Annotated in this window: 23 protein-coding genes and 3 pseudogenes; 15 read left to right on the forward strand and 11 right to left on the reverse strand. The window is 44.6% G+C overall.

Annotated elements, in window-relative coordinates:
- The 3 genes and pseudogenes from iscB to QUB04_RS01335 all read right to left on the reverse strand — a co-directional run.
- The coding region (iscB, locus tag QUB04_RS01325) for an RNA-guided endonuclease IscB (RefSeq protein WP_333280516.1) at positions 1–887 on the reverse strand (887 nt) is incomplete at its 3' end.
- A gap of 219 nt (positions 888–1106) precedes the next feature.
- Positions 1107–1424 (reverse strand): hypothetical protein, encoded by a 318-nt coding sequence (locus QUB04_RS01330; RefSeq protein WP_333280197.1) that lies wholly within the window; start codon positions 1422–1424, stop codon positions 1107–1109.
- Positions 1425–1801: 377 nt separating this feature from the next.
- A pseudogene (locus QUB04_RS01335) lies at positions 1802–1936 on the reverse strand (Uma2 family endonuclease); the annotation flags it as partial.
- A gap of 154 nt (positions 1937–2090) precedes the next feature.
- On the opposite strand from QUB04_RS01335, the pseudogene QUB04_RS01340 reads away from it, so the two are divergent.
- Both QUB04_RS01340 and QUB04_RS01345 read left to right on the forward strand, forming a co-directional pair.
- Positions 2091–2696: pseudogene (locus tag QUB04_RS01340) on the forward strand (IS607 family transposase); the annotation flags it as partial.
- The gene (locus QUB04_RS01345) at positions 2638–3777 is read left to right on the forward strand and encodes a transposase (protein WP_333243522.1); all 1140 of its coding nucleotides are present in this window, start codon (positions 2638–2640) and stop codon (positions 3775–3777) included. The pseudogene QUB04_RS01340 and the gene QUB04_RS01345, both read left to right, overlap by 59 nt.
- Before the next feature lie 24 nt (positions 3778–3801).
- On the opposite strand, the gene QUB04_RS01350 is transcribed toward QUB04_RS01345, so the two are convergent.
- Entirely contained in the window at positions 3802–4308 is a 507-nt protein-coding gene (locus tag QUB04_RS01350; protein ID WP_333243511.1) for a hypothetical protein, read from the reverse strand.
- Between the two features lie 289 nt (positions 4309–4597).
- Between QUB04_RS01350 and serA the strand changes: the two genes are divergently transcribed.
- The 4 genes from serA (at position 4598) to QUB04_RS01370 (ending at position 8531) form a co-directional block, all read left to right on the forward strand.
- The gene (gene serA, locus QUB04_RS01355) at positions 4598–6181 is read left to right on the forward strand and encodes a phosphoglycerate dehydrogenase (RefSeq protein ID WP_333280199.1); all 1584 of its coding nucleotides are present in this window, start codon (positions 4598–4600) and stop codon (positions 6179–6181) included.
- A gap of 184 nt (positions 6182–6365) precedes the next feature.
- Positions 6366–7256 carry a 50S ribosomal protein L11 methyltransferase gene (prmA, locus tag QUB04_RS01360; RefSeq protein ID WP_333280201.1) on the forward strand — a complete coding sequence of 297 codons (891 nt, stop codon included), beginning with the start codon at positions 6366–6368 and terminating at the stop codon, positions 7254–7256.
- A gap of 212 nt (positions 7257–7468) precedes the next feature.
- On the forward strand, positions 7469–8410 hold the full coding sequence (locus tag QUB04_RS01365) for a pentapeptide repeat-containing protein (protein WP_333280203.1): 942 nt from the start codon (positions 7469–7471) through the stop codon (positions 8408–8410).
- Entirely contained in the window at positions 8400–8531 is a 132-nt protein-coding gene (locus tag QUB04_RS01370) for a hypothetical protein (protein ID WP_333280205.1), read from the forward strand. Before QUB04_RS01365 ends, QUB04_RS01370 begins: the two co-directional genes overlap by 11 nt.
- Here QUB04_RS01370 and QUB04_RS01375 read toward each other — a convergent pair.
- Together QUB04_RS01375 and trxA are read right to left on the reverse strand one after the other, a co-directional pair.
- A complete protein-coding gene (locus tag QUB04_RS01375; protein WP_333280207.1) occupies positions 8528–9112 on the reverse strand; it encodes a hypothetical protein in 585 nt (194 codons plus the stop codon). The genes QUB04_RS01370 and QUB04_RS01375 overlap by 4 nt on opposite strands.
- A 159-nt stretch (positions 9113–9271) precedes the next feature.
- Entirely contained in the window at positions 9272–9589 is a 318-nt protein-coding gene (gene trxA, locus QUB04_RS01380; protein WP_333105192.1) for a thioredoxin, read from the reverse strand.
- 73 nt (positions 9590–9662) lie between these two features.
- On the opposite strand from trxA, the gene fabG reads away from it, so the two are divergent.
- Positions 9663–10427, forward strand: coding sequence for a 3-oxoacyl-[acyl-carrier-protein] reductase (gene fabG / locus QUB04_RS01385; RefSeq protein WP_006634175.1), 765 nt, complete (start codon positions 9663–9665; stop codon positions 10425–10427).
- A gap of 153 nt (positions 10428–10580) precedes the next feature.
- Here the strand turns inward: fabG and QUB04_RS01390 are convergent, their stop codons facing one another.
- From QUB04_RS01390 to QUB04_RS01400, 3 genes are all read right to left on the reverse strand, one after another.
- Complete coding sequence (locus QUB04_RS01390; RefSeq protein WP_333280209.1) at positions 10581–11129, reverse strand: HD domain-containing protein; 549 nt, start codon at positions 11127–11129, stop codon at positions 10581–10583.
- 102 nt (positions 11130–11231) lie between these two features.
- Positions 11232–11468: a hypothetical protein gene (locus tag QUB04_RS01395; protein WP_333280211.1), complete on the reverse strand. Its 237-nt coding sequence runs from the start codon at positions 11466–11468 to the stop codon at positions 11232–11234.
- 249 nt (positions 11469–11717) lie between these two features.
- Positions 11718–11879 (reverse strand): hypothetical protein, encoded by a 162-nt coding sequence (locus QUB04_RS01400; RefSeq protein ID WP_333280213.1) that lies wholly within the window; start codon positions 11877–11879, stop codon positions 11718–11720.
- Positions 11880–12407: 528 nt separating this feature from the next.
- On the opposite strand from QUB04_RS01400, the pseudogene QUB04_RS01405 reads away from it, so the two are divergent.
- Together QUB04_RS01405 and QUB04_RS01410 are read left to right on the forward strand one after the other, a co-directional pair.
- Positions 12408–13435: pseudogene (locus QUB04_RS01405) on the forward strand (ISAs1 family transposase).
- Between the two features lie 398 nt (positions 13436–13833).
- Positions 13834–14319, forward strand: coding sequence for a pentapeptide repeat-containing protein (locus QUB04_RS01410; RefSeq protein ID WP_333280215.1), 486 nt, complete (start codon positions 13834–13836; stop codon positions 14317–14319).
- Positions 14320–14522: 203 nt separating this feature from the next.
- Here the strand turns inward: QUB04_RS01410 and QUB04_RS01415 are convergent, their stop codons facing one another.
- Positions 14523–14645 (reverse strand): hypothetical protein, encoded by a 123-nt coding sequence (locus QUB04_RS01415; RefSeq protein ID WP_006633228.1) that lies wholly within the window; start codon positions 14643–14645, stop codon positions 14523–14525.
- Positions 14646–14665: 20 nt separating this feature from the next.
- Between QUB04_RS01415 and QUB04_RS01420 the strand changes: the two genes are divergently transcribed.
- The 3 genes from QUB04_RS01420 to QUB04_RS01430 all read left to right on the forward strand — a co-directional run bounded on the left by QUB04_RS01420 (position 14666) and on the right by QUB04_RS01430 (position 17040).
- A complete protein-coding gene (locus QUB04_RS01420; protein WP_333280217.1) occupies positions 14666–15286 on the forward strand; it encodes a DNA-3-methyladenine glycosylase in 621 nt (206 codons plus the stop codon).
- 113 nt (positions 15287–15399) lie between these two features.
- The gene (locus QUB04_RS01425; protein WP_333280219.1) at positions 15400–16650 is read left to right on the forward strand and encodes a transposase; all 1251 of its coding nucleotides are present in this window, start codon (positions 15400–15402) and stop codon (positions 16648–16650) included.
- Positions 16651–16740: 90 nt separating this feature from the next.
- Positions 16741–17040 carry a hypothetical protein gene (locus tag QUB04_RS01430; RefSeq protein ID WP_006633230.1) on the forward strand — a complete coding sequence of 100 codons (300 nt, stop codon included), beginning with the start codon at positions 16741–16743 and terminating at the stop codon, positions 17038–17040.
- 143 nt (positions 17041–17183) lie between these two features.
- On the opposite strand, the gene QUB04_RS01435 is transcribed toward QUB04_RS01430, so the two are convergent.
- Positions 17184–18680: a glycosyl hydrolase family 57 gene (locus tag QUB04_RS01435; protein WP_333280221.1), complete on the reverse strand. Its 1497-nt coding sequence runs from the start codon at positions 18678–18680 to the stop codon at positions 17184–17186.
- 180 nt (positions 18681–18860) lie between these two features.
- On the opposite strand from QUB04_RS01435, the gene QUB04_RS01440 reads away from it, so the two are divergent.
- The 3 genes from QUB04_RS01440 to QUB04_RS01450 all read left to right on the forward strand — a co-directional run bounded on the left by QUB04_RS01440 (position 18861) and on the right by QUB04_RS01450 (position 20164).
- The gene (locus tag QUB04_RS01440; protein WP_333280222.1) at positions 18861–19589 is read left to right on the forward strand and encodes an AIM24 family protein; all 729 of its coding nucleotides are present in this window, start codon (positions 18861–18863) and stop codon (positions 19587–19589) included.
- A 90-nt stretch (positions 19590–19679) separates the two neighbouring features.
- Positions 19680–19868, forward strand: a complete 189-nt coding sequence (locus QUB04_RS01445) for a hypothetical protein (RefSeq protein WP_333280224.1) — start codon at positions 19680–19682, stop codon at positions 19866–19868.
- Entirely contained in the window at positions 19865–20164 is a 300-nt protein-coding gene (locus QUB04_RS01450; protein WP_333280226.1) for a hypothetical protein, read from the forward strand. Before QUB04_RS01445 ends, QUB04_RS01450 begins: the two co-directional genes overlap by 4 nt.
- The last annotated feature ends 22 nt before the right edge of the window (positions 20165–20186 follow it).

The following is a 20186-nucleotide window of genomic DNA, read 5'->3' on the forward strand; positions in this document are numbered from 1 at the left end:
AGACCACCCGAACCTGTGGAGACAGGAATACCCGCTTCTTTGAGTCGGTTGAACAATGCCCATCGGGTTGAGTTGACAGCCGCCGCGTCTTTTAATGGGCGTTTTGCTTGAGCTAGAACCGATCGCAGAACATCTGGCTTTTTGGCTAAGAAAACGCGGGTCTCCTGAGTCCCTTTTTTGAGATTGCATTTCTCGCAAGCAAGGCACAGATTAGAGATCCGATTTGTGCCACCTTTTGCTTTGGGCTGGATGTGTTCGACTTGCAATGGTGTGTCAGTCACGTCACAGTAAGCGCACTTTCTATCCCACTTATTCAGTAAATATTCGCGGATCTCGTAGCCACATAAAATGCCTTGCTGATACTCAATGCCTGAGATTTCTGGGTTTTCAAGTTGTTGCAAATCAAATCTGACAAGCTCCTGAACGATCTCACTGATGGGTGCAAATTTGATTAATTTATTCACCCATGTCAAAGTAGTTTCTACGCGATGCCGCCAACTTGGAGGCAACCAACCTGAAGGGCGGGTGCGATTGAGAAACCGTGCTTGCCGATAGCGAGTGTGACGAGAACGCCTCCCCCGACGTAGAGAACGACGGGATTCTAAAGATGCTTTGATGGCTTGACCGCGATGAGTTAACTCAGCGCCAAAGATTACTTTGCCGTTTTGAACAAGAGCAATCCCTGTGGTTTTAGAACCGGGGTCTAGTTTGATCGTGACGGGTTCAGGAATATCTGCAACCTCTTTTTTGAGAATGATGCTGAACGGATATCTTCTAAAAACAGACGCTCTACCCATCGATAATAAACGTCTCGCCATAGAAGGCTTACATGGTGTCAGCGGTTTCTTGTTGGCATCAATTACAAAAACGAAATTGGGTTTCAACATTTTGGCGTTGCTTCCTAAAAGTAAAGTTTGCTTCAACCCTGTTATCTTCTCGGTACTATGCAGATTGCACTTCCTCTAGCCAATCTCGGATGTTTAACAATCTGCTTACAGAGCTTGGAACTAGCGAATCCCAAGGTGTGAACTTAAACGCTTAGAGATAACGATTACTATGATTGAGTGGTCTGGAGTAGCTGTAATACCTCGGATTACTCCGAAATACTACGGATTGGTGCTACTCTCTAAATATCGCGCTAACTCTAAAGAGGGCAACGGCTGGTTGTCAGCAGTGGGCAGTAAAAAATACCGAGGGACGATCGCGTATTCTCGCCCCATCGCACTTGTATTGCTGACTGCTGACAGTTGAATCCCGGCTTCTTTCGTTAGAAACTCTCTTAACTGTGCCGTCTCCAATTGTCGGGGATGAACCTTAGCAGGCTGTTTTTTCTTTTGAGTGGTTTCAACCCAAAGACAAAAAGTTCCACCTTGAACAAAACTCTCTTCTGTTTGAGGAATCCAAGTCCCGTGGAGGATTTTCATAGGTTATACCATCAATTAGCGGGAAAAGATAAGACGGCGGTTGAAAGAGACTGTGGGCGAATTCGCTGGGGGTGTTAGCCATCACCTCTGGGAGGCAGTATTTCCGTTCACTATTGGTAGTTAATGGCTATATGGTCAATTAGACATTTAGTCTAGAACCACTATAGCAATCCTCGCATCAGTTTCAATAACTGGTTAACTTCCAAGCTTTGCCTGGGAACCGATGTAAGCGAGGCTCTGCCTCGGCCCAGACTATGGAGGCAGAGCCTCCGGATATGCGTTACCAGGAAGAGCCTGGTAACGAGTATAATCATTTAGGATTGCTATATTTTTAGGGGTGAGGGGTGAAGCCCTTTATTCATTCGCCAACAGTCTCTAATAATCAATCCTCCACTAGCAGTCCGCTCAAATCTCAAATCCCGGTTGTCAATACACAACTGAAAAAACTGCTCGTCGGTTAATTCCAGCGTTAATTCTAGGGGAGAATGTAGGGGGATAGTTTGTGATTCCATAACTGCCTCCAAATATTACACGAGTTGAATGTCAACAGTCAACAGTCAACTGCTGCGACAAAGTAAATTATTTCTAGTAAATTCCCGGAATAACCTTGTAAAACAGGATAACATAGGAGATGCAAGCAAAAAACAAACAGCATGACTCGCTTGAGTCACCCCCAGAGAAGCCTGCAAACTCCTCTCGGTTTCCGAAAAAACCCTTAGAAACTGGGACGAAGCGGGAAAAATCAAGACAATTAGAACTCCTACTAACCAGCGGCGTTACGACATTGACTCAGTGTTCAGTGACGGACTCGAACCAAGAATTACCGCCCTCTACTGTCGAGTTAGCAGCGCCAAACAAAAAGAAGACCTCAACCGACAAATTAGCTACCTCCAAGGAATCTACCCGCAAGGCCAAGTCTTCAAAGATATCGGCGGAGGACTCAATTTTAAAAGAAAAAGTCTTCTTGCCCTTTTGGGACAAGTCATGTCAGGAACTGTCAGCCAAATTGTGGTCTGCCACCAAGACCGACTCGCAAGGTTTGGTTGTGACCTCATCAGATGGGTATGCGAGCAAAACGATTGCAAACTCGTGGTTCTCGGTCGAACAGAGTTATCTCCAGAAAGAGAAATGGTTGAAGATATCCTTGCCATCATCCACGTATTCAGTTGTCGGCTCTACGGACTCGGAAAATACAAATCTACTATCAAAGAAGATCCGAGTTTACCCGGAAACGAAATTAGCAGCAACTTGGAGAACTTGGATAGCTGCTAGTCGGTGGTGCTACAACCAAGCGATTGCTATTCTAAAAACCCAAAGAATCGGTAAATACGATCTGCGAAAGCAGATTATGGATGGCGCACCGGACTGGGTAAAACAACAACCTTACAATCCCAGGCAGTTAGCAATTTTTCAAGCGTTTGAAGCTTATAAAGCCGCAAAGAAGTCGGGAGGCTTAGCCAAATTTAGAACGTGTCGCGATACTTCTCAAACGATTAGGTTCCAAGTCGATAACTGGAAATCCTGTATATTCTATCCCCAAGCAACCAAAAGTTTAAGTTTTAAGTCGGCAGAACCAATACTGGAAGTTATGCAGCATGAACCGAGCCTCAGTCTCATTAACGGTCAGTGGTTCATCAGTTATGCGGTTGATGAAACTAAGCCTGTCGCTACCGACTCAAAGTTAGCTGTAGCGCTTGACCCTGGAGTGAGAACTTTCATGACTGGGTTTGACGGACAAGAAGTTTTAGAAATAGGCAAATACGATATTGGCCGCATTTACCGCCTTGCCAGCCATTTAGATAAATTGATGAGTCGAATCGGTCAAAATAAGGGTAGGAGTTTTAAGCGACTTCGGTATCGATTGAGAAAAGCTGCATCTAAGATCAGAATCAAAATCAAAAATTTAGTTTCTGAACTCCACAAAAAAACGGCAAAATACTTGTGCGACAAGTATCAGGCAATCTTTCTTCCCACTTTCGAGACACAGCAAATGGTAAAGAAAGGTAAGCGTCGCCTTGCCACCAAAACAGCGAGAGCGATGGTTACACTCTCGCATTACAAGTTCAAAAAAACGTTGAAGCATCAAGCAGCTAAACACGGCTGTGTTGTAGTAGACGTAACAGAAGAGTACACATCTAAGACCTGTTCAAAATGCGGTCACATTCATACAAAATTAGGAGGTAGCAAGCATTTTGCTTGCCCCTCCTGCGGTCACAAACTAGATCGGGACGCCAATGGCGCTTTTAATATTTTGTTAAAAGCTTTGAGAGATACCTCTTTGACTGGAATTCTTGCTGATTTCCAAGTCCTACCATACTCAGCAATCCCGGACTTCCGGGAATTGCCGGGTTAAATGTATCTGTTAACAAACAAATAACTAAGTCTCTGTATAACCTTGGATATTTTCCGGTTCAAACTGCTGCAAAATCTTCGCAGCTTTCCCAGTCAAATCATCAGTACCCTTAACCGCAATCAAAAATTTACCCGCATTCAAACGGTTGCGGTAGGGCAAAGCATCGCCGCTGCCAAAAGCCATGCCGCCCGCGCCTCCAACAAAAACACTGCCCATCGCAGCGGCGATCGCACCGAGTACACCACCGATCGCGTGATCGCCAATTTCCCCCGCCCAGGCAAAAGTCTTCAACTGAGTAATCAAGCTGAAAGTAACCCCAGCAATAAAGCCAAAGGGAATCAGCCAAATAGCCATGAGTTTAGCTTGTTTCTTCGCTTGCTGGTTCGGGTCGATTAAGCCAAATTCATCAGCAGTTTTGTAGCCGCGGCCCAAAATACTCACTTGCTTCATAGGCAAGCCTTCTTTTTCCAGAGCACAGTAGGCAGCTTCGGCTTGCATTCGATCGGGCAGTACGGCGATAAGATAATTCATTGAGAATAATTCCTGATAGTTAGGCTGAAATAGCCAAAGTCTATTATAGACCGAAAAGACATACTAGCTAAGCACTTGGGGGATTGCCAGACCGTCCGAGAGTCCGATCGCCCCGAAACCTAAAATATTTCAAGCAAAAACGGTCGGTCAAGACCGAATGCAGATACAATTCAAACTGCACAAACGCAAGCTTGAGCTGAGCTGTTAGATACTGCCCCTGGTTTAAGCCTCAACTTTGTGCTCGCCAACGCGCTTGCCTATTTTTACTAATTCCACTCAATTGCTTGCTATGCCTAAAGTTCTAGTATCCGATCCGATCGACCAAGCCGGAATTGACATCCTCTCCCAAGTCGCGCAAGTTGACGTAAACACAGGACTCTCAGCCGAAGAACTGGTACGAATTATTCCAGATTACGACGCTTTAATGATCCGTTCTGGCACCCAAGTTACCAAAGAAATCATAGAAGCCGGGAATTCACTTAAAATTATCGGCCGAGCCGGCGTCGGCGTAGATAATGTCGATGTACCCGCCGCTACCCGCAAAGGAATTGTAGTCGTCAATTCCCCCGAAGGCAACACGATCGCCGCCGCCGAACACGCCCTCGCCATGATGCTATCGATGTCCCGCCACATCCCGGAAGCTAACGAATCCGTCAAAGCGGGTAAATGGGAACGCAACCGCTTTCTCGGCGTAGAAGTTTACAAAAAAACCCTCGGCATCGTCGGTTTGGGCAAAATCGGCTCCCACCTCGCCGCCGCAGCCAAAGCAATGGGCATGAAACTGCTGGCCTACGATCCCTTCATTTCGACCGAAAGAGCCGATCAGTTGGGCTGCCGCTTGGTAGAACTCGAACTGCTAATGCGCGAATCTGACTACATCACCCTGCACATCCCCAAAACGCCGGAAACCCTGCACTTAATTAACGCTGAAGTGCTGTCGAAAATGAAGCCCACGGCCCGCATCATAAACTGCGCCAGAGGCGGCATCATCGACGAAGCAGCCCTCGCAGAAGCCATCAAAGAAGGCAAGATCGCCGGCGCAGCTTTGGACGTTTACGAACACGAACCGCTGGAAGCTGATTCCCCGCTGCGGAGTGTGGGCCAGAACATCGTGCTGACGCCCCACTTGGGAGCATCGACAGCGGAAGCTCAGGTAAATGTGGCGATCGATGTTGCTGAACAAATTCGCGACGTGCTGTTGGGGCTGCCCGCGCGATCGGCTGTTAACATACCAGGAATTTACCCAGACTCGATCGAAAAACTCAAACCCTACCTGCAACTCGCCGAAACCCTAGGCAACCTCGTCAGCCAGCTAGCCGGAGGCCGAGTCGATTATCTCAACGTTCAACTGCAAGGCGAATTGGCCAGCAACCAAAGCCAGCCCGTAGTCGTGGCCGCCCTCAAAGGCCTGCTCTCCCAAGCCCTGCGAGAGCGCGTTAACTACGTCAACGCCAGCATTGAAGCCAAAGAACGCGGAATTCGCGTCGTCGAAACCAGAGACGCCTCAATTCGCGACTACACCGGCTCCCTGCACCTCTCGGCCAAGGGAACTCTCGGCGAACACACCGTCACGGGTGCAGTGCTCGGCGAAAGCGAAATTCGGATTACCAGCGTTGACGATTTCCCGGTCAACGTTTCCCCCACTCACCATATGCTGTTTACCCTGCACCGCGATATGCCGGGGATTATTGGCAAAATTGGTTCCCAATTGGGCAGTTTTAATGTCAATATTGCCAGTATGCAGGTAGGTCGTAAAATCGTGCGAGGCGATGCGGTGATGGTTTTGAGCCTCGATGACCCTCTACCAGAAGGGATACTGGCTGAGATCCTAAAAGTTCCGGGAATTCGGGATGCTTACACGGTAAATCTTTGACGGATTTAGGAGTTTAGATTTTGGATGCCAGGGCTGATAATTGGTAATGGGTAATTGGTTATTGGTCATTGGCCTGAAAGCGGGAATTTTTCTATTAGCCAATCCTCCTTCCTCACTCCCCAGTTCCCAGTCTCCAGTTCCCCTGGGCCAATCTAAAATCTAAAATCTAAAATCTAAAATCGTTATGGCACATAGCTGGTGGGAAATTAGAATTCTTTGCGATCCGGCGCTGGAAGATATCATCTTTTGGCGTCTGGAACGATTTAACTGTCGGGGAACTGCTACGGAGCTCAAAAGCAATTCCTGTCTGATGTCGGCTTATTTGCCCGAAGAACAGGCAGGATTGCTGGATTTGGCCGCTCTGTCTCTGTGGCTGCGCCAAGATGCTCTGTGTGCAGGTTTGCCCCTACCTGCGATGCAGTGGGATTTGATTGAAGATGAAGACTGGGGCAGCACTTGGAAGGAGCACTGGCAGCCTCAAGAAGTGGGCGATCGCTTTTTAATTAATCCGGCTTGGCTGCCCCCACCGACTGATACCGATCGCGTCATTTTGCGTTTAGATCCGGGTGTGGCTTTCGGTACTGGTGCTCACGCTACTACTCAACTTTGTCTGGAGTCGCTGGAAATGCGTCTCGGTTTTGATGACAAAGAGTGCATCGTTGCTGATATCGGCTGCGGATCGGGTATTTTGTCGATCGGCGCGGTGTTGTTGGGCGCTACAAAAGTTTATGCTTTGGATACTGATCCTTTGGCAGTGCGATCGACCATTAGCAACAGACTACTCAACCGCGTTAATTCTCAGCAGTTGGTTGCAGAGCTCGGAAGTATCGATCGTTTGAAAGAAATGGTAGATGAGCCGATCGACGGTTTGATCTGCAACATTTTAGCAGAAGTAATCATTGATTTAATCCCGCACTTCACTGCAATTAGCAAACCCACTACTTGGGGCGTGCTCAGCGGCATTTTGCTCGAACAAGCTAAGCCAATTGCTGACACTCTCGAACAGCATGGCTGGATTGTCGCTACTCTGTGGAAGCGCCAAGATTGGTGTTGTTTTAATATTCGGCGTAGTTAACAATATGGTAATTGGGAATAGGTAATTGGGAATAGGTAATTGGTAATTGGTAGGGTGCGTCAGCTACCCGAATTCCATCCACAAGCAATCAGATATTGACTGACGCACCTTACTGTTAAAGGAACTGTAATGTGTTGAATATTTAGATATGTCCGAACTTATTTCATAATAGTTCTGCTAAAATTAACTAATATTTCCTCTGAAAAAAAACAGTGGTGGACGAAAAAGAGTCAACGAGAATCTACGACCTGCAAGAAGTACAGACACGGTATATAGCTGGAGAGAGAAATTTTCCTGGTCTCGCTCAGAAAAATTTTGATCTATCCGATTTTTTCCTGGTTGATATCAACTTGAGCGGTGCTAATCTGGAAGACGCTAGTTTGGGGGGGGCTAATTTAATTAATTCTAACTTGAGTCATGCTAACTTAGAAAGAGTATGGCTGGATCAATCCTTACTGATTAAAGCTAACTTGAGCAATGCCAATCTCAGGAATGCTAAATTGGTTAATGTTGACTTGACGGGTGCAGACTTAACAGGTGCAGACTTGACGGGTGCAGACTTGACGGGTGCTGTGCTGATTGACACTAATTTGACTGATGCCAATTTGACTGATATTAAAACCACAGAGCAGACTATTTTTCATCAAGTGACTCTGCCTGACGGCAGGATTCAAAACGATTTAAACAGAACGTTGTCTGCTGAAGAATTGCTCCGGCGCTATGGCGAGGGCGAGCGAAATTTTCAGGATAAAATATTGCATCGTGTAGATTTGAGCGGTGCTGACTTGCGTGATATTGACCTGAGTCGTTCTCGCTTAAGCTATGTCAACTTTAGTTGTGCTTGTTTGGAAAATGTTGGCTTGGGAGTAGCTATATTTTCTGATTTCAGAAATGCTCGATTTAGTCGGGATGAAGATTGGTTGGGTGTCTGGTTTTTTAATTGCGATTTGAGAGAGGCTAATTTATCAGGAGTTGACATGAGTTATTCTCAATTCATAGGAAGCAACTTTTCGGGAGCTAAAAATTGTCTTTCTGGTGGTCTCCAAGGAGATGTATTCTTTTACCAGACTACTTGGACAGATGGAGAATTTATCCAGGGTCCAACCAGTGCTATTTCACACTGGCGTGGTGAGATTAGGGAGGGTGAATTTTAAATTTGAAGAAGTAGTCGCAGGGTGGCTCAGCTTCGATGATAATGCCTTAAGGACGATCGCACAATTCCGCCAAAACAATCTCGACAATCAGGTGAAAGAGCAATTGCAGCAGAATAATTAAGAACGAGAAACTAAAGAACGGACGTAAAAAGACACCGATCCAATTAAGTAAAAAGCATTCACCAAAATCAACAACGTTTTTCCAACATAAGAATTAACAAAACCAAAAGCGCGGTAAGTTGACAGCAGCACTAACAACATTTCCACCACAGAAACAATTGAACCGTAGTGCTTTCTATCCCAATAAGAAAACGGACTGATAAAACGGTAATTGCTGAACGGAAAAAAGTGTCGGTGAGCGTCGTCATTGTGGACAGGCAAATCTCCCAGAGAGTGTAGTATCATGCTGATAAACAGAATTTGCACACTTTGCCAGCCAAAGTAATAAGCAATTAGCCAGCCAATAACCGCAAGGGGAATTGAATGAAACAGAGCCACAAAATTTTGCACAAAAGGCTCATAATATGCTTTTGACCAAATTGTAGCTTCGGGCAAGCGAGCAATGTATTTCGCCCAAAAGTAAAATAAAAATATTGGGATATCGGGCAAGATTCCGCCGATCGCAATAATGAGATTAGCTTGCGGCAGTTGCGGTTTGCCAAGAATTGCCAGATTGATAATAGCGTGGCTGGGAGTCTTCATCAGTAGGGTGCGTCAACTAGGATTATCTTATTCATAATGAATCAGATATTAGACATCTCCCATAATTGTTGTGGAACAGGCATCCTGCCTGTTCTTGAATATCTTTTTGGGAGATGTCTATTGGCTGACGCACCCTACGTGTGAGATAATGGGCTCCGGTTACAAGAAAGGTTGCACTCGATCGATCAACTGCGCCGGTTGCATAACTCCCTCAATGCGATCGACCTCAGCGCCATTTTTGAACAACACCAAAGTCGGCAAAGCATAAATGTGATACTGCGACGCCAACTGTTCGTACTTATCGGTGTCAATTTTGACAACCATCAGCTTGTCTTTCATCTGACCACTCACTTGCTCCAAAATCGGTGCCATCATCTGACAAGGCCCGCACCAAGTAGCGTAAAAATCCACCAACACGGGCAAGTCAGAGCCCGATAGTAACTCCTCAAAACTGCTGAACTGTTTTTGAACTGCCATAAGACAAAATAATTTTTTGGGTTCTGGCTCGATTTTAGTGCAAAATTCTCTGGTAGATTGCGAGGATACAATTATGGAATTATTACCAGAGACTTTTCAGAGATTGCGGGGTCAAGTTGCTGTCGTGACCGGTGCGTCGCGGGGAATCGGCCGCGCCGTTGCTTTAACCCTAGCGGCAGAGGGCGCTAAAGTCGCCGTCAACTATGCGAGTTCGAGTGCGGCTGCTGATGAGGTGGTAGCAGAAATAGTCGCTGCTGGAGGAGAAGCTGTGGCACTTGCAGCAGATGTCTCGAAAACTGACCAAGTAGATTTACTCACCAGTAATGTCATGGAAAAATGGGGACGAATTGACATTTTGGTGAACAATGCAGGCATTACTCGCGATACTTTGCTGCTGCGGATGAAGTTGGAAGATTGGCAAGCGGTAATTGATTTGAATTTAACTGGCGTGTTTTTGTGTGCGAAAGCTGCCAGTAAAATCATGCTGAAACAGCGAAGCGGCCGAATTATTAATATTGCTTCGGTTGCTGGGCAAATGGGCAATCCCGGACAAGCTAATTACAGTGCGGCGAAGGCTGGGGTAATTGGATTTACTAAAACTGTGGCGAAAGAGTTGGCCAGTCGCGGGATTACTGTGAATGCAGTTGCACCGGGTTTTATCACTACAGATATGACTAAGGATGTCAAGTCTGATGAGATTTTGAAGTATATTCCGCTGGGTAGATACGGGGAAGTTGAGGAAGTTGCCGGGATGGTGAAGTTTTTGGCGGCGGATGCGGCGGCGGCTTATATAACGGGGCAGGTTTTTAATGTGGATGGGGGAATGGTGATGGCTTAGGATTTGGTGATTTTTTAACCGCAGATATCGCCCAGGTAAGATGCCTAGATATCGCACAGGCAAGATGCCTAGATATTGCACAGGCAAGATGCCTAGATATTGCACAGGCAAGATGCCTGTGCCACGATGAAGGCGGATATCTGCGGTTAATAATTACTTTAGGGCGGCACGCAACTGACTGAGGACTTTTTTGTATTTGGCAATGCGTTGAAAATCTGCCTCTGTCGGATGGGCGATGCGACGCAGATCGAGATTATGAGTAACATCAGCGATTTTGACTCGCAAGGCGATCGGGTTGGCAATCACACGCTCTAAATAAGCTGCATAAGCTTCTCCTTCTATTTTGGTAATCGCCGCGATCGCCGAGACGATAACTTCAGGAAAACCTTCGCTTCTAAGTTGCTCAAGTGTAAGTTCCGAATCTTCGACGGCATCGTGTAGAACCGCAACGATTTTCTGCTCTAGAGAATTTACATTTTCCATCACAGCGAGCGGATGATCGAGATAGGGATTGCCTGCCTTATCAACCTGCCCCTCATGAGCTTTGGCTGCGATCGCGATCGCCCGTTGTAGTAATGAGTCGTAATCGAAATTCGTATTTGACAACATCGTAAAGAAGCTCTCTATTAAAGTTTCAGTCTCATCGCGGGGAAAAGGTAGTGTGGGAGTTTTTATTTTAAATATTCCTGCAACAATTTCCAAGCCATTTGAGTACCTTCCCCTGGGTTGACTTTTTCAAAATCTACATCTTTTCTCAAAACTACCAAACCCACACCTTCTTTGATTTCTATTTTATCACAATCGCTAAGTCTTGCCAGAAAAAGGTGGTTTTTTGTAATACTTTCCTATAATTTTGAGTCTTTTGGTGAGTAAAAGTTGTGATAAACTCCCTTTTGTAATCATTGGTTGTGAGGCAAGTTTCTTCCTCCACTGCTGTTGACTTTCTCCAATGTCCACGCCACTAGCAAAAGTAGAAAGCATTCCTTGACTGGCAATACCGGGAATATTATCTCGCAGTTGTGCCCCTAAGCTGTTGTGCATTTAAATTGTATATTTCGAGTCCCGATCAAAAATCGTCAAATCCTCTCCCCCTCTCCCCTTCCTGACAGGTGTAGGTTTTTTACAACGAGGAGGAGTTACAAGCATAAAAGGCATCCACAGGAGTTTGAGGGAAGGATATCCAACGCTCAAGATGTATCGTTCGATTGTTGAGTAGATTAGCCATCAGAGTCACAAAGCCGAGAAGAAAACAAGACAAATGACGCTGTTTTTTGAGGCTCCGAGGCTGATTTAAAGCAATATGTCCAGGGGGAAGTTGTTGAAAATTTGAGGCAAGTGATTGGGGAGCATCTCATATTTGCAAAAACACTTCTTTCTTCTTCCTTCTGACTCTTTTCTCCTGGCTCCTGACTCCTGACTCCTAATTCCAATTTCGAGCTTTGCTGCTTTCATTGAGATGCTCCCAGTGATTGATTTTCGTGAGTGCCACCCAGGATCACCATCCACTTTCGTGGCAACAGCCAGCACTAACCACATTCGTTCGGCTCGTTGTGGTAAGAGTAAACGGGTATGATGCCATTGCCGGCCATCTGATTTGAGCTCGCGGTAAACACATTCGGTACAAGAACGTAGTCCATACCAAAGAATGTTTGCTTCTTCCGGTTTGAAGTCTGTCAGAATCAACCACGGGTCTTTGTAGTCTATATCCCAACGAGCCTTGAGTGTACAAGACAGAGGATTAGTTTTAAAACACACGACTTCGGCAGACCACGATTGTCCACCTTGACGAACTAGATGTGCCAGTGGCTGCCATTTCTGTTGAGAGGGCAGGGCGAACGCATCTAAATTTCATGTTAACAGAATGTGGTATATTGGAGAAGAATTATTGAGTAACTACAAAACATTTAATTAGGGTTTACCTGTATGAAACTCAAACCTAAAATCACGATTGCCGACCATTTTGCCGACTGACAACCTCCCATAATTGAGCGGACGAAACATCATCAATTAATTGACCTTATCACCATCTCAATTTGTGCCGTCATTTGCGGTGCTGATACATGGGTGGATATCGAAAGTTACGGGCGAGCTAAATACGAAGGGTTAAATAAAATTTTAGAATTGCCGAATGGCATACCTTCACCTGACACAATTGCACGAGTATTTTTTCGGCTCAACCCGGAGCAATTTCAGAAATGTTTTTTGAGTTGGATTCAATCTATTAGTTGCTTCCATCCAGGAGAAGTAATCGCAATTGATGGCAGAACTATTCGCCATTCTTACAATCGGGGAGGAGATAAAAAAGCAATTCATATGGTCAGTGCTTGGGCGACGATTCAAAGATTAGTTTTAGGACAAGTTAAGGTGGATAAAAGCTCTAATAAAATCACAGCTATTCCGGCTTTTTTCAAACTATTAGAATTAAATGAAAGCATTTTCACCATTGATGCCCTGGGCGGTCAGAGGTCAATTGTGAAGTCAATTATAGAACAATAAGTAGATTGTGTAATCACCTTAAAAAAGAACCAAGCATCCCTGTAGACCAGAGTAGAAGAGTTGTTTGAACAAGCAATTAGAGAAGGATTTTTTAGATTTTTTCATAGAGCTTATTCGACAAGTAAAGAGAGCAATTACGGTCGCTAAGAAATTCGCATTTCCTTAATTTTAAGTGACATTAAAGAGCAGATTGACATCCAGTTAATGGAAAAAATTCATACTAGAGGTCTGATACAATTCGTGAAATAGTGAATAAAAAAAACACTATTCTACCTCGTTATTATATTAGTATTTTACCAAATAATGCTCAAAAGTTTGGTGAATTATTCCGCAGCCATTGGGGAATTGAAAATTCTTTAGATTGGGTATTAGATGTGAGTTTTTGTGAGGAGACTTGTCGGATTAGAAAAGATAAGGCTCCGAAAAACTTTACTATAATTAGACACATTTAGCTTAATCTCTTGAATCAACAAAAACCCTCAAAAACCGGAGCAAGAAATAACCGACTTTGAGCCGGGTGGGATGATGAATATTTGACTAAGGTTCTCGCTGTTGCAGTTAACTAAATTCTGAGAAATCACTCCTGACTAACTATTATACAACTTGTAAACAGTGATTGTAATATTTTTATTTCCTCAAAAATAGCATTAAGTCAAAACCACCATTAATCCGTTCCTATTTTATCTAAAAAGTCATTATAAAGCGTCTCTGTAGCTTCTAAAAATGGTGAATTTATCTCCAAATATACTCACCACTGATGAACAGTGTTCAATAAGATGCGTTCCCCCTGGGGGTGAACTGCTTCTGGGAGATGCCTGCATTTTTTTGGGGGAATTGTGGAAAGGTCGATCGCACTCTTGGAGAAATCTCTTAACAGCGAGAGAAAGCCGCCCAAGCTTGTCGGATATTAATGAAATCAAAGAATTTAGTTACTGCTGGATTGTCGATCGCAGTTGTATTTACTGCGGTAAAATATCTAACATTTTCCCAGCAACAAAACCAAGTCAAGGAATTGCTGCAAACAAAACAGTGTCCGGAATGCAATTTCAGCAATGCCAACTTACAAGGATTAGACTTGCAAGGAGTCAACTTGCAGGGAGCTAACCTAGAAGGTGCTAACTTATCAGGAGCCAAGTTGACCAATGCCAACCTCAAAAATGCCAACTTAAATAGAGCCAACCTGACGGGAGCTGATTTGGGCTGTGCTGGCATCACTTTCAACCTTGAGGCTAATGAAAAAGAAGCAAATATGGATTTTAATGTCACCGCTGTTCCAGAACAGAATAACCCAGAAAATGCAGTAGTTGGTTTCAATATGAAAGCAACGGATCGAGGAGCCACAATGCGTTTCAACCTCATGGGATGCGCTGACTTCTCAAATGCTAGCTTGCAATAAACTAAAATGCCCGATGGCAAAATTCATCCTTAATTGCAGCAAATACAGCAATCTGCTGTGTCATCATTTGTCAACTTCTTTTGATTCTTTCCGCTCTCTCTTTCTCTTTCTCTGTGTCCTCTGTGGCCTCTGTGGTTCATAAAAAAAAACGCCGCCTGACTGACAGGCGGCGGTTTTTTTAAGCAACTAACAATCGCCTAAAATTAGTGAGCAGAACCGTTACCGTGATACTTGTCAGTATCGTAGAATCCGTTTTTTGTACCAAAGAACAGACAGCAAACGGTGAAAACTGCTGTCAAGACTGCTAAAACTAACTTAACGTCCATAATTTACCTGCTGTTGTTGAGTGAGTGCAAATACTCAGATTGTAGAATCTTTTTGGCTGGCGCGGCCATCTACCAGCGTAGCGCCAGATTTGCTGGGCTGTACTCTGGTGCGGCAGTTTCCTGACGGCGAGACGATTCGGGGAATTATTGTCGAAACCGAAGCTTACGGCCCGGGAGATCCCGCTTGTCACGCTTACCGAAAGCGCACTTCTCGCAATGAGGTGATGTTCGGGCCTGCGGGTCTGAGCTACGTTTACTTAATCTACGGGATGTATCACTGTTTTAATGTCGTGACGGATGCAGAGGGAGTTGCTAGTGCTGTGCTGATTCGAGCTTTGCAGGTAGATGTGGTTCCCAAAGAATTCGCTGCAATTCCTGAGAAGAAGCGATCGCGCCTCGCCGCCGGGCCTGGGAAACTGTGTAAGGTACTGGATATCGATCGAACTTTAAGCGGTTTTCCCTTGGGTGCAGACCAACCGCTGCGGTTGGAACACCGGAGCGAGGAATTTCAGCAAGCTGTGGAGGAGGGTACAATAAATTTTGTGCAAACTACGCGGATCGGGATTTCTCAAGGAATGGATTTGCCTTGGCGCTGGTATGTAGGGAACTCTACGGCTGTGTCACCAAATTATTGGGTCTGAAGCCCCTTCTTCAGTGGCCGGTTTTTTCTTCGCCTTTTTAATATAAAATCTAAATATTTATTAATAGATTGTCCTGCTTTTTGCTGTACTATAAATTATAGGAGGATTCAGCAATGTTTGGTTGTCAACAAAATCTAATTCGAGCTGATTCAAGCATTCAAGCGATTCTTGAATATCTGTGTTCCGAGTCGGCAAAGCTTACTAATTGCGGTATCTATTATTCTCGCCAAATATACTTTAAAACTGGCAAGATTCCGAACCGGGCTAAGCTACATAAAGTCTTGGGAACTGAAGATAGAAACCTGCACTATCAAGCGTTCTATTCAGATACAGCTCAGCAAATTCTGACAGGGGTAGCAGAGTCTTTTAAGTCTTTTATGGGCTTACTCAGAGGAATCAAAAATGGGACGGTTACGCAACACCCTAAATTGCCGGGATACCGTAAAGGTGGAATGGCACTTGTAACGTTTACAGGAAGATCCGTAAAACTTAAGAATGGGATGCTGCGATTTCCTCTGGGAAGCAAGGTTAAAGCGTGGTTCGGGTTAGATGCGTTTTTCCTACCAATGCCATCTAATCTAGATTTTAAAACAATTCGAGAGTATCGCATTCTTCCCCGGAATTGCTGTTTCTACTTGGAATTGATTTACAAAACAGAGGATGTCCAAGCGAATGTAGACCCTGCCAAATGCTTAGCAATTGACCACGGAATAGACAACTGGCTAACCTGCTTGAGCAATATCGGCACAAGTTTTATCGTTGACGGCAAACATCTCAAGTCCCTCAATCAAGGATATAACAAACGGGTTGCTTTTCTCATGAAAGGGAAAGCCAACGGCTACTGGTCTAAAAGATTGGCAGGCTTAACTGAAAAACGTAATCGCCAAATGCGAGATGCCGTCAACAAAGCAGCAAGAAAAGTAATTCAGCACTGCTTAGACAACCAAATCGGTACAGTTATTTTTGGCTGGAACAAAGGACAAAAAGAGTCTGTCAATATGGGAAGCAAAACTAATCAAAAGTTTGTGCAAATCCCTACGGGCAGACTGAAAGATAGAATAGCTCAACTGTGCGAGCAATACGGTTTAAGGTTTGTTGAAGCTGAAGAATCATATTCTTCCAAAGCTTCGTTTGTCGATAATGACTTGCTACCTAAATTTGGCGAAAAACCCGAAGGGTGGCTTCCTAGTGGCAAACGAATTAAGCGCGGTTTGTACAGAACGGCTCAAGGTTGGCTAATCAATGCAGATTGTAATGGTTGTGCAAATATTGCTAGAAAAGTAGCGATAATGCTTGGACTAGATCTAAGTGGAATCGGTAGAGGTGCTTTGGCATCGCCTTTAAGACTCAAATTGCTGTCTTAAGAATCCCCGCGCTGGTCTGCCGGGGAGTGTCAAAACTCTAGTAATGTCAAAGGTATCAGTGTAAATTTTGTCGCTTATCTTAGTGGAATTATGGCTTACTCTTCTGAAAATCCGATCGTACAACTCAAAAAATGCCTAAGCCTGGTTCAGGATGTTAGCACTCACACCGAAGCCAACCGGGCCTTCGAGCAATTGTGTGGGATTATCGATGCTGAAAACCCAATGGCGGCGCAACTTTTGGAGATGCTTTGGGAAGAAGCAATTATGGCGAGGCGATCGGCTTTATTTTGGCAACAAATGAGCGATGTTGAGAAAGATATGGCTAATAGAATGATGGAAAATATGACGCAAATGCGGCAGAATTATTTGCGGTTGATGCAAGAAATGTAGGCAGTAATTGGTAAATCCGTGTTTGTAGTGAGGACTTTAGTCCTCTCTTTATCAATGAAGTTTTCTAGATGTAGGGTGCGTCAGCGCCGATATTTGACGCTGATCCAACAGTTTGTTTGCGGGGCACCCTACGATAAATTCTCCTACTTCATTAAAGCAGCGCCGCAGTTGTAAAGTTCGCGGGCGTAATCAGTCCAAGTTCCCTGTCCCCAATAGCGGAAACAGCTTGTTTGCAGCAACAAATTGTAAAGCAAAGCTTGCTGGTATTCAAACTGCTTAGTAACGGCGGCATCTTGCTGCACCAGCGGGTCGTATTTTTTGTGAAATGCTGCGCTGAGTAGATTCATCGGTTCCAAGACATTTTCGTAGCCTTTCACCCAACTCAAATCGTTAGTCCAAGAAGCACCATCCATGTGAAAATTATGGTCGGTTTGCTTGAGTAGGGCGATCGCACTTTCCACTTTTTCCGGTGTAGCACTATCAGCATCGACTAGGTGCCAGATTTTGTGCTGGTTAACCCCTTGACAAATCGGATAATCATCAGGATTAACACCCGCCGCTTCAATTATCTCCAAATATTCAGTGCCGTTTAAACCAACAACACCGGATTTCCCCCCGCCTTGTTCGCGGTTTTCGTGCCAAGCTTTGACAAAAGCGCTGGGAAATTCATTCATCATCACGCCGCCATTTTCGCCGTCAGCAATCTGAGTGACTAAAGAAGGAACTGTGACATTGCCAATTTGCTGTTTATTGCGTCCTTTTGCTTCGTAATAAGGCTGCATTTGACCGACCAATTTCGTATCTGAACCTTGGGTTTTAATCAAAGCAGTAATACTGATTGTTTCGCCGCGAGAATTGCGGGCAACTAAACGGTTGGGAATATATTTTTGGTCTTGCGACAATCCCGAACCGTCGGGATTTTCTACAGAATGTTCTTGCACCATCAGCCAGCGATAGCCGCATTCTTTCAAAGCTTTGATGTATTCGTAAAGTGTATCTGGGTGATTGGGAAAGTGCATTTCTGGGGGCGAAAAACCTTTGACGCGCTTCAGGGCATCAATGCCAAAAATGGCGGCAAAATGATGTTGCCATGCTTGAATTTGGAGTTTGATGTCGGGAATGGGAGTTGAGGGAATGACGGCGTGACTCCACATTGTCCCAAGCCATTCTACGTGAGGTTGATATTGAGGATCGCAGGTAATCCGCTTGAGATTATCAAAGATATCGTCGCGTCCCATTTGGCGCAATCCCCACAATAAGTTGCCCGAATAGTCGAGCATAATGCGCGGGTTGCAGCCTTCGGCAATCAGTTGGGGGATAAATTCTCCCATCCGAGAATAGCACCAAGCAAACACTCCGGCGTTGTGGTTGTCTCCTTGGTTGGGATGTTCAAACATATGCTGGAGATTGCAGATCAGTTCGCCGTTTGCACCCGCAGGAATGGTGGGTTGGTGCATATGCAGGGCGCAGGCGAATCCGGCTTGAATATTTTCCAGGCGCAGATTTGTGGTAGGTAGAAAGATTGGTTCGTTGCTATTGGCTGCGGCATTAATTTCTGCTTCGGAGCCGCAAATATGGGGTAATCCTGAGTTGATTTCTTGTAAAATGGGTAAATTGGGAGATTGTGCGATCGCAGGCATAAATTTTTCTCAACAATTGTGGAGGGGCGCTGTCTGCTATTGCTAAGATAGCTAGATACTTTAACAGTAGCAGAGGATGTCTGCCAAAGATAAATTTCACAAGATAAGTCCGGGAGCGCGGCAGCTCCTAATCTTGGGTAAAATGTTTAACACATTTCACGTAAATAGGCGAGGTAAATTATGAAATACGAAATCAAGCTTTTGGAACCGACGGATTTGTGGTACGTTCAAAATAACATCAATAAAGAAACCAACAAGTTTTACCATCCCACTAAAAATATTCCGTTGGTTCAGCAAGCGGAAATTAACTTGAACAATTCGGGAGTGATTATTCAAAAAGGTGCGCTGCATTGGTGCATGGGGAAATTGACTTCTGGTGTTTATAAAACGGATAACCGTTTAAAAGATATGTGGGTATCTTTGACAACGGAAATGGACTACAACGCTCCTGTATATCAAGGAACGGGTACGGTGAAACTGGAACCGAGACAAAAAGGGCATTTCCTGCATTATACGCCGATCGTTCTGTCGGATGGGGAGCAGTGGGAATTTGATGATGGTGTATTTCAGTTTTGTTCGGACAATGTAGTTATCGGTGCTAAAAAACTGAAAGTCCGACAAGTGGCTGCTTCTAATGACGGTAGGTGGAGAATTGCTGTTACAGCTTTGCGCGAGCAAAAAGCTATAGTTGTAGCTGCTACAAATTCACCGGCTAAGGTTGTCGAACTCAAACAAGGTGAAACTTTGATAGCTGATTGCGATTTAGTAAAAGGATTTACCAAGGGGATTGAAGAAGATTATCGAAAATTAGGTCATTTTGGCAAAGGCGGTGGAGAGGGTTATGTTTGGTATTATCAGGGGAAAGGGAAATTATTAATATGTGAAAATGATGCTATGGGTTTGGGATAAGTTGTTGCATTTTTGTCGAGCGGTATGAGAATGATGAGTGGGATTTATGTAAGATAAGGAGGAAGAAAGATCGCACACAAATTTGCAGGCATGAAAGTGTCTGAGATTCTCAAAGGTAAAAAAGGTAGTAGAAAACAAGCACAGCTTCCGGCAAATTCGCCAAGTTGGGAAGAATTTAGCGAAATGATATGGGAGCAAATAGAAAGAGGTGCTGAAGAAAATATCCCCGGCTTTAAGATGGTTCGCAAATTGTTGAGCGATCGGAGATTTGATAGATGAAAAATAATGGATTTGACCAAGTAATATTATTTTTGCAAAAATTGCAAAAACAGGCTATCGATTACAGTTTAGCGCATCATCGCGATGAAGCTCTGATGGTAATTGTAGCTGTACCTGGGGAACGGTGGGAAATTGAATTTTTGAGTGATGGTTCGGTGGAGGTAGAGAAGTTTGTCAGTAATGGAGAAATTGTTGGAGAAGAAGCTTTGAGTGAGTTATTCGATCGCTATTCGGAACAAGACGAGACAAATGGCGATTTGACTCAAAAGATTGAGTTGACAAAGGCGAGAAGATGAGTTATGTTTTGCGGAATTTGCG

Source organism: Microcoleus sp. D2_18a_B4, assembly GCF_036702475.1.
GTDB lineage: Bacteria > Cyanobacteriota > Cyanobacteriia > Cyanobacteriales > Microcoleaceae > Microcoleus.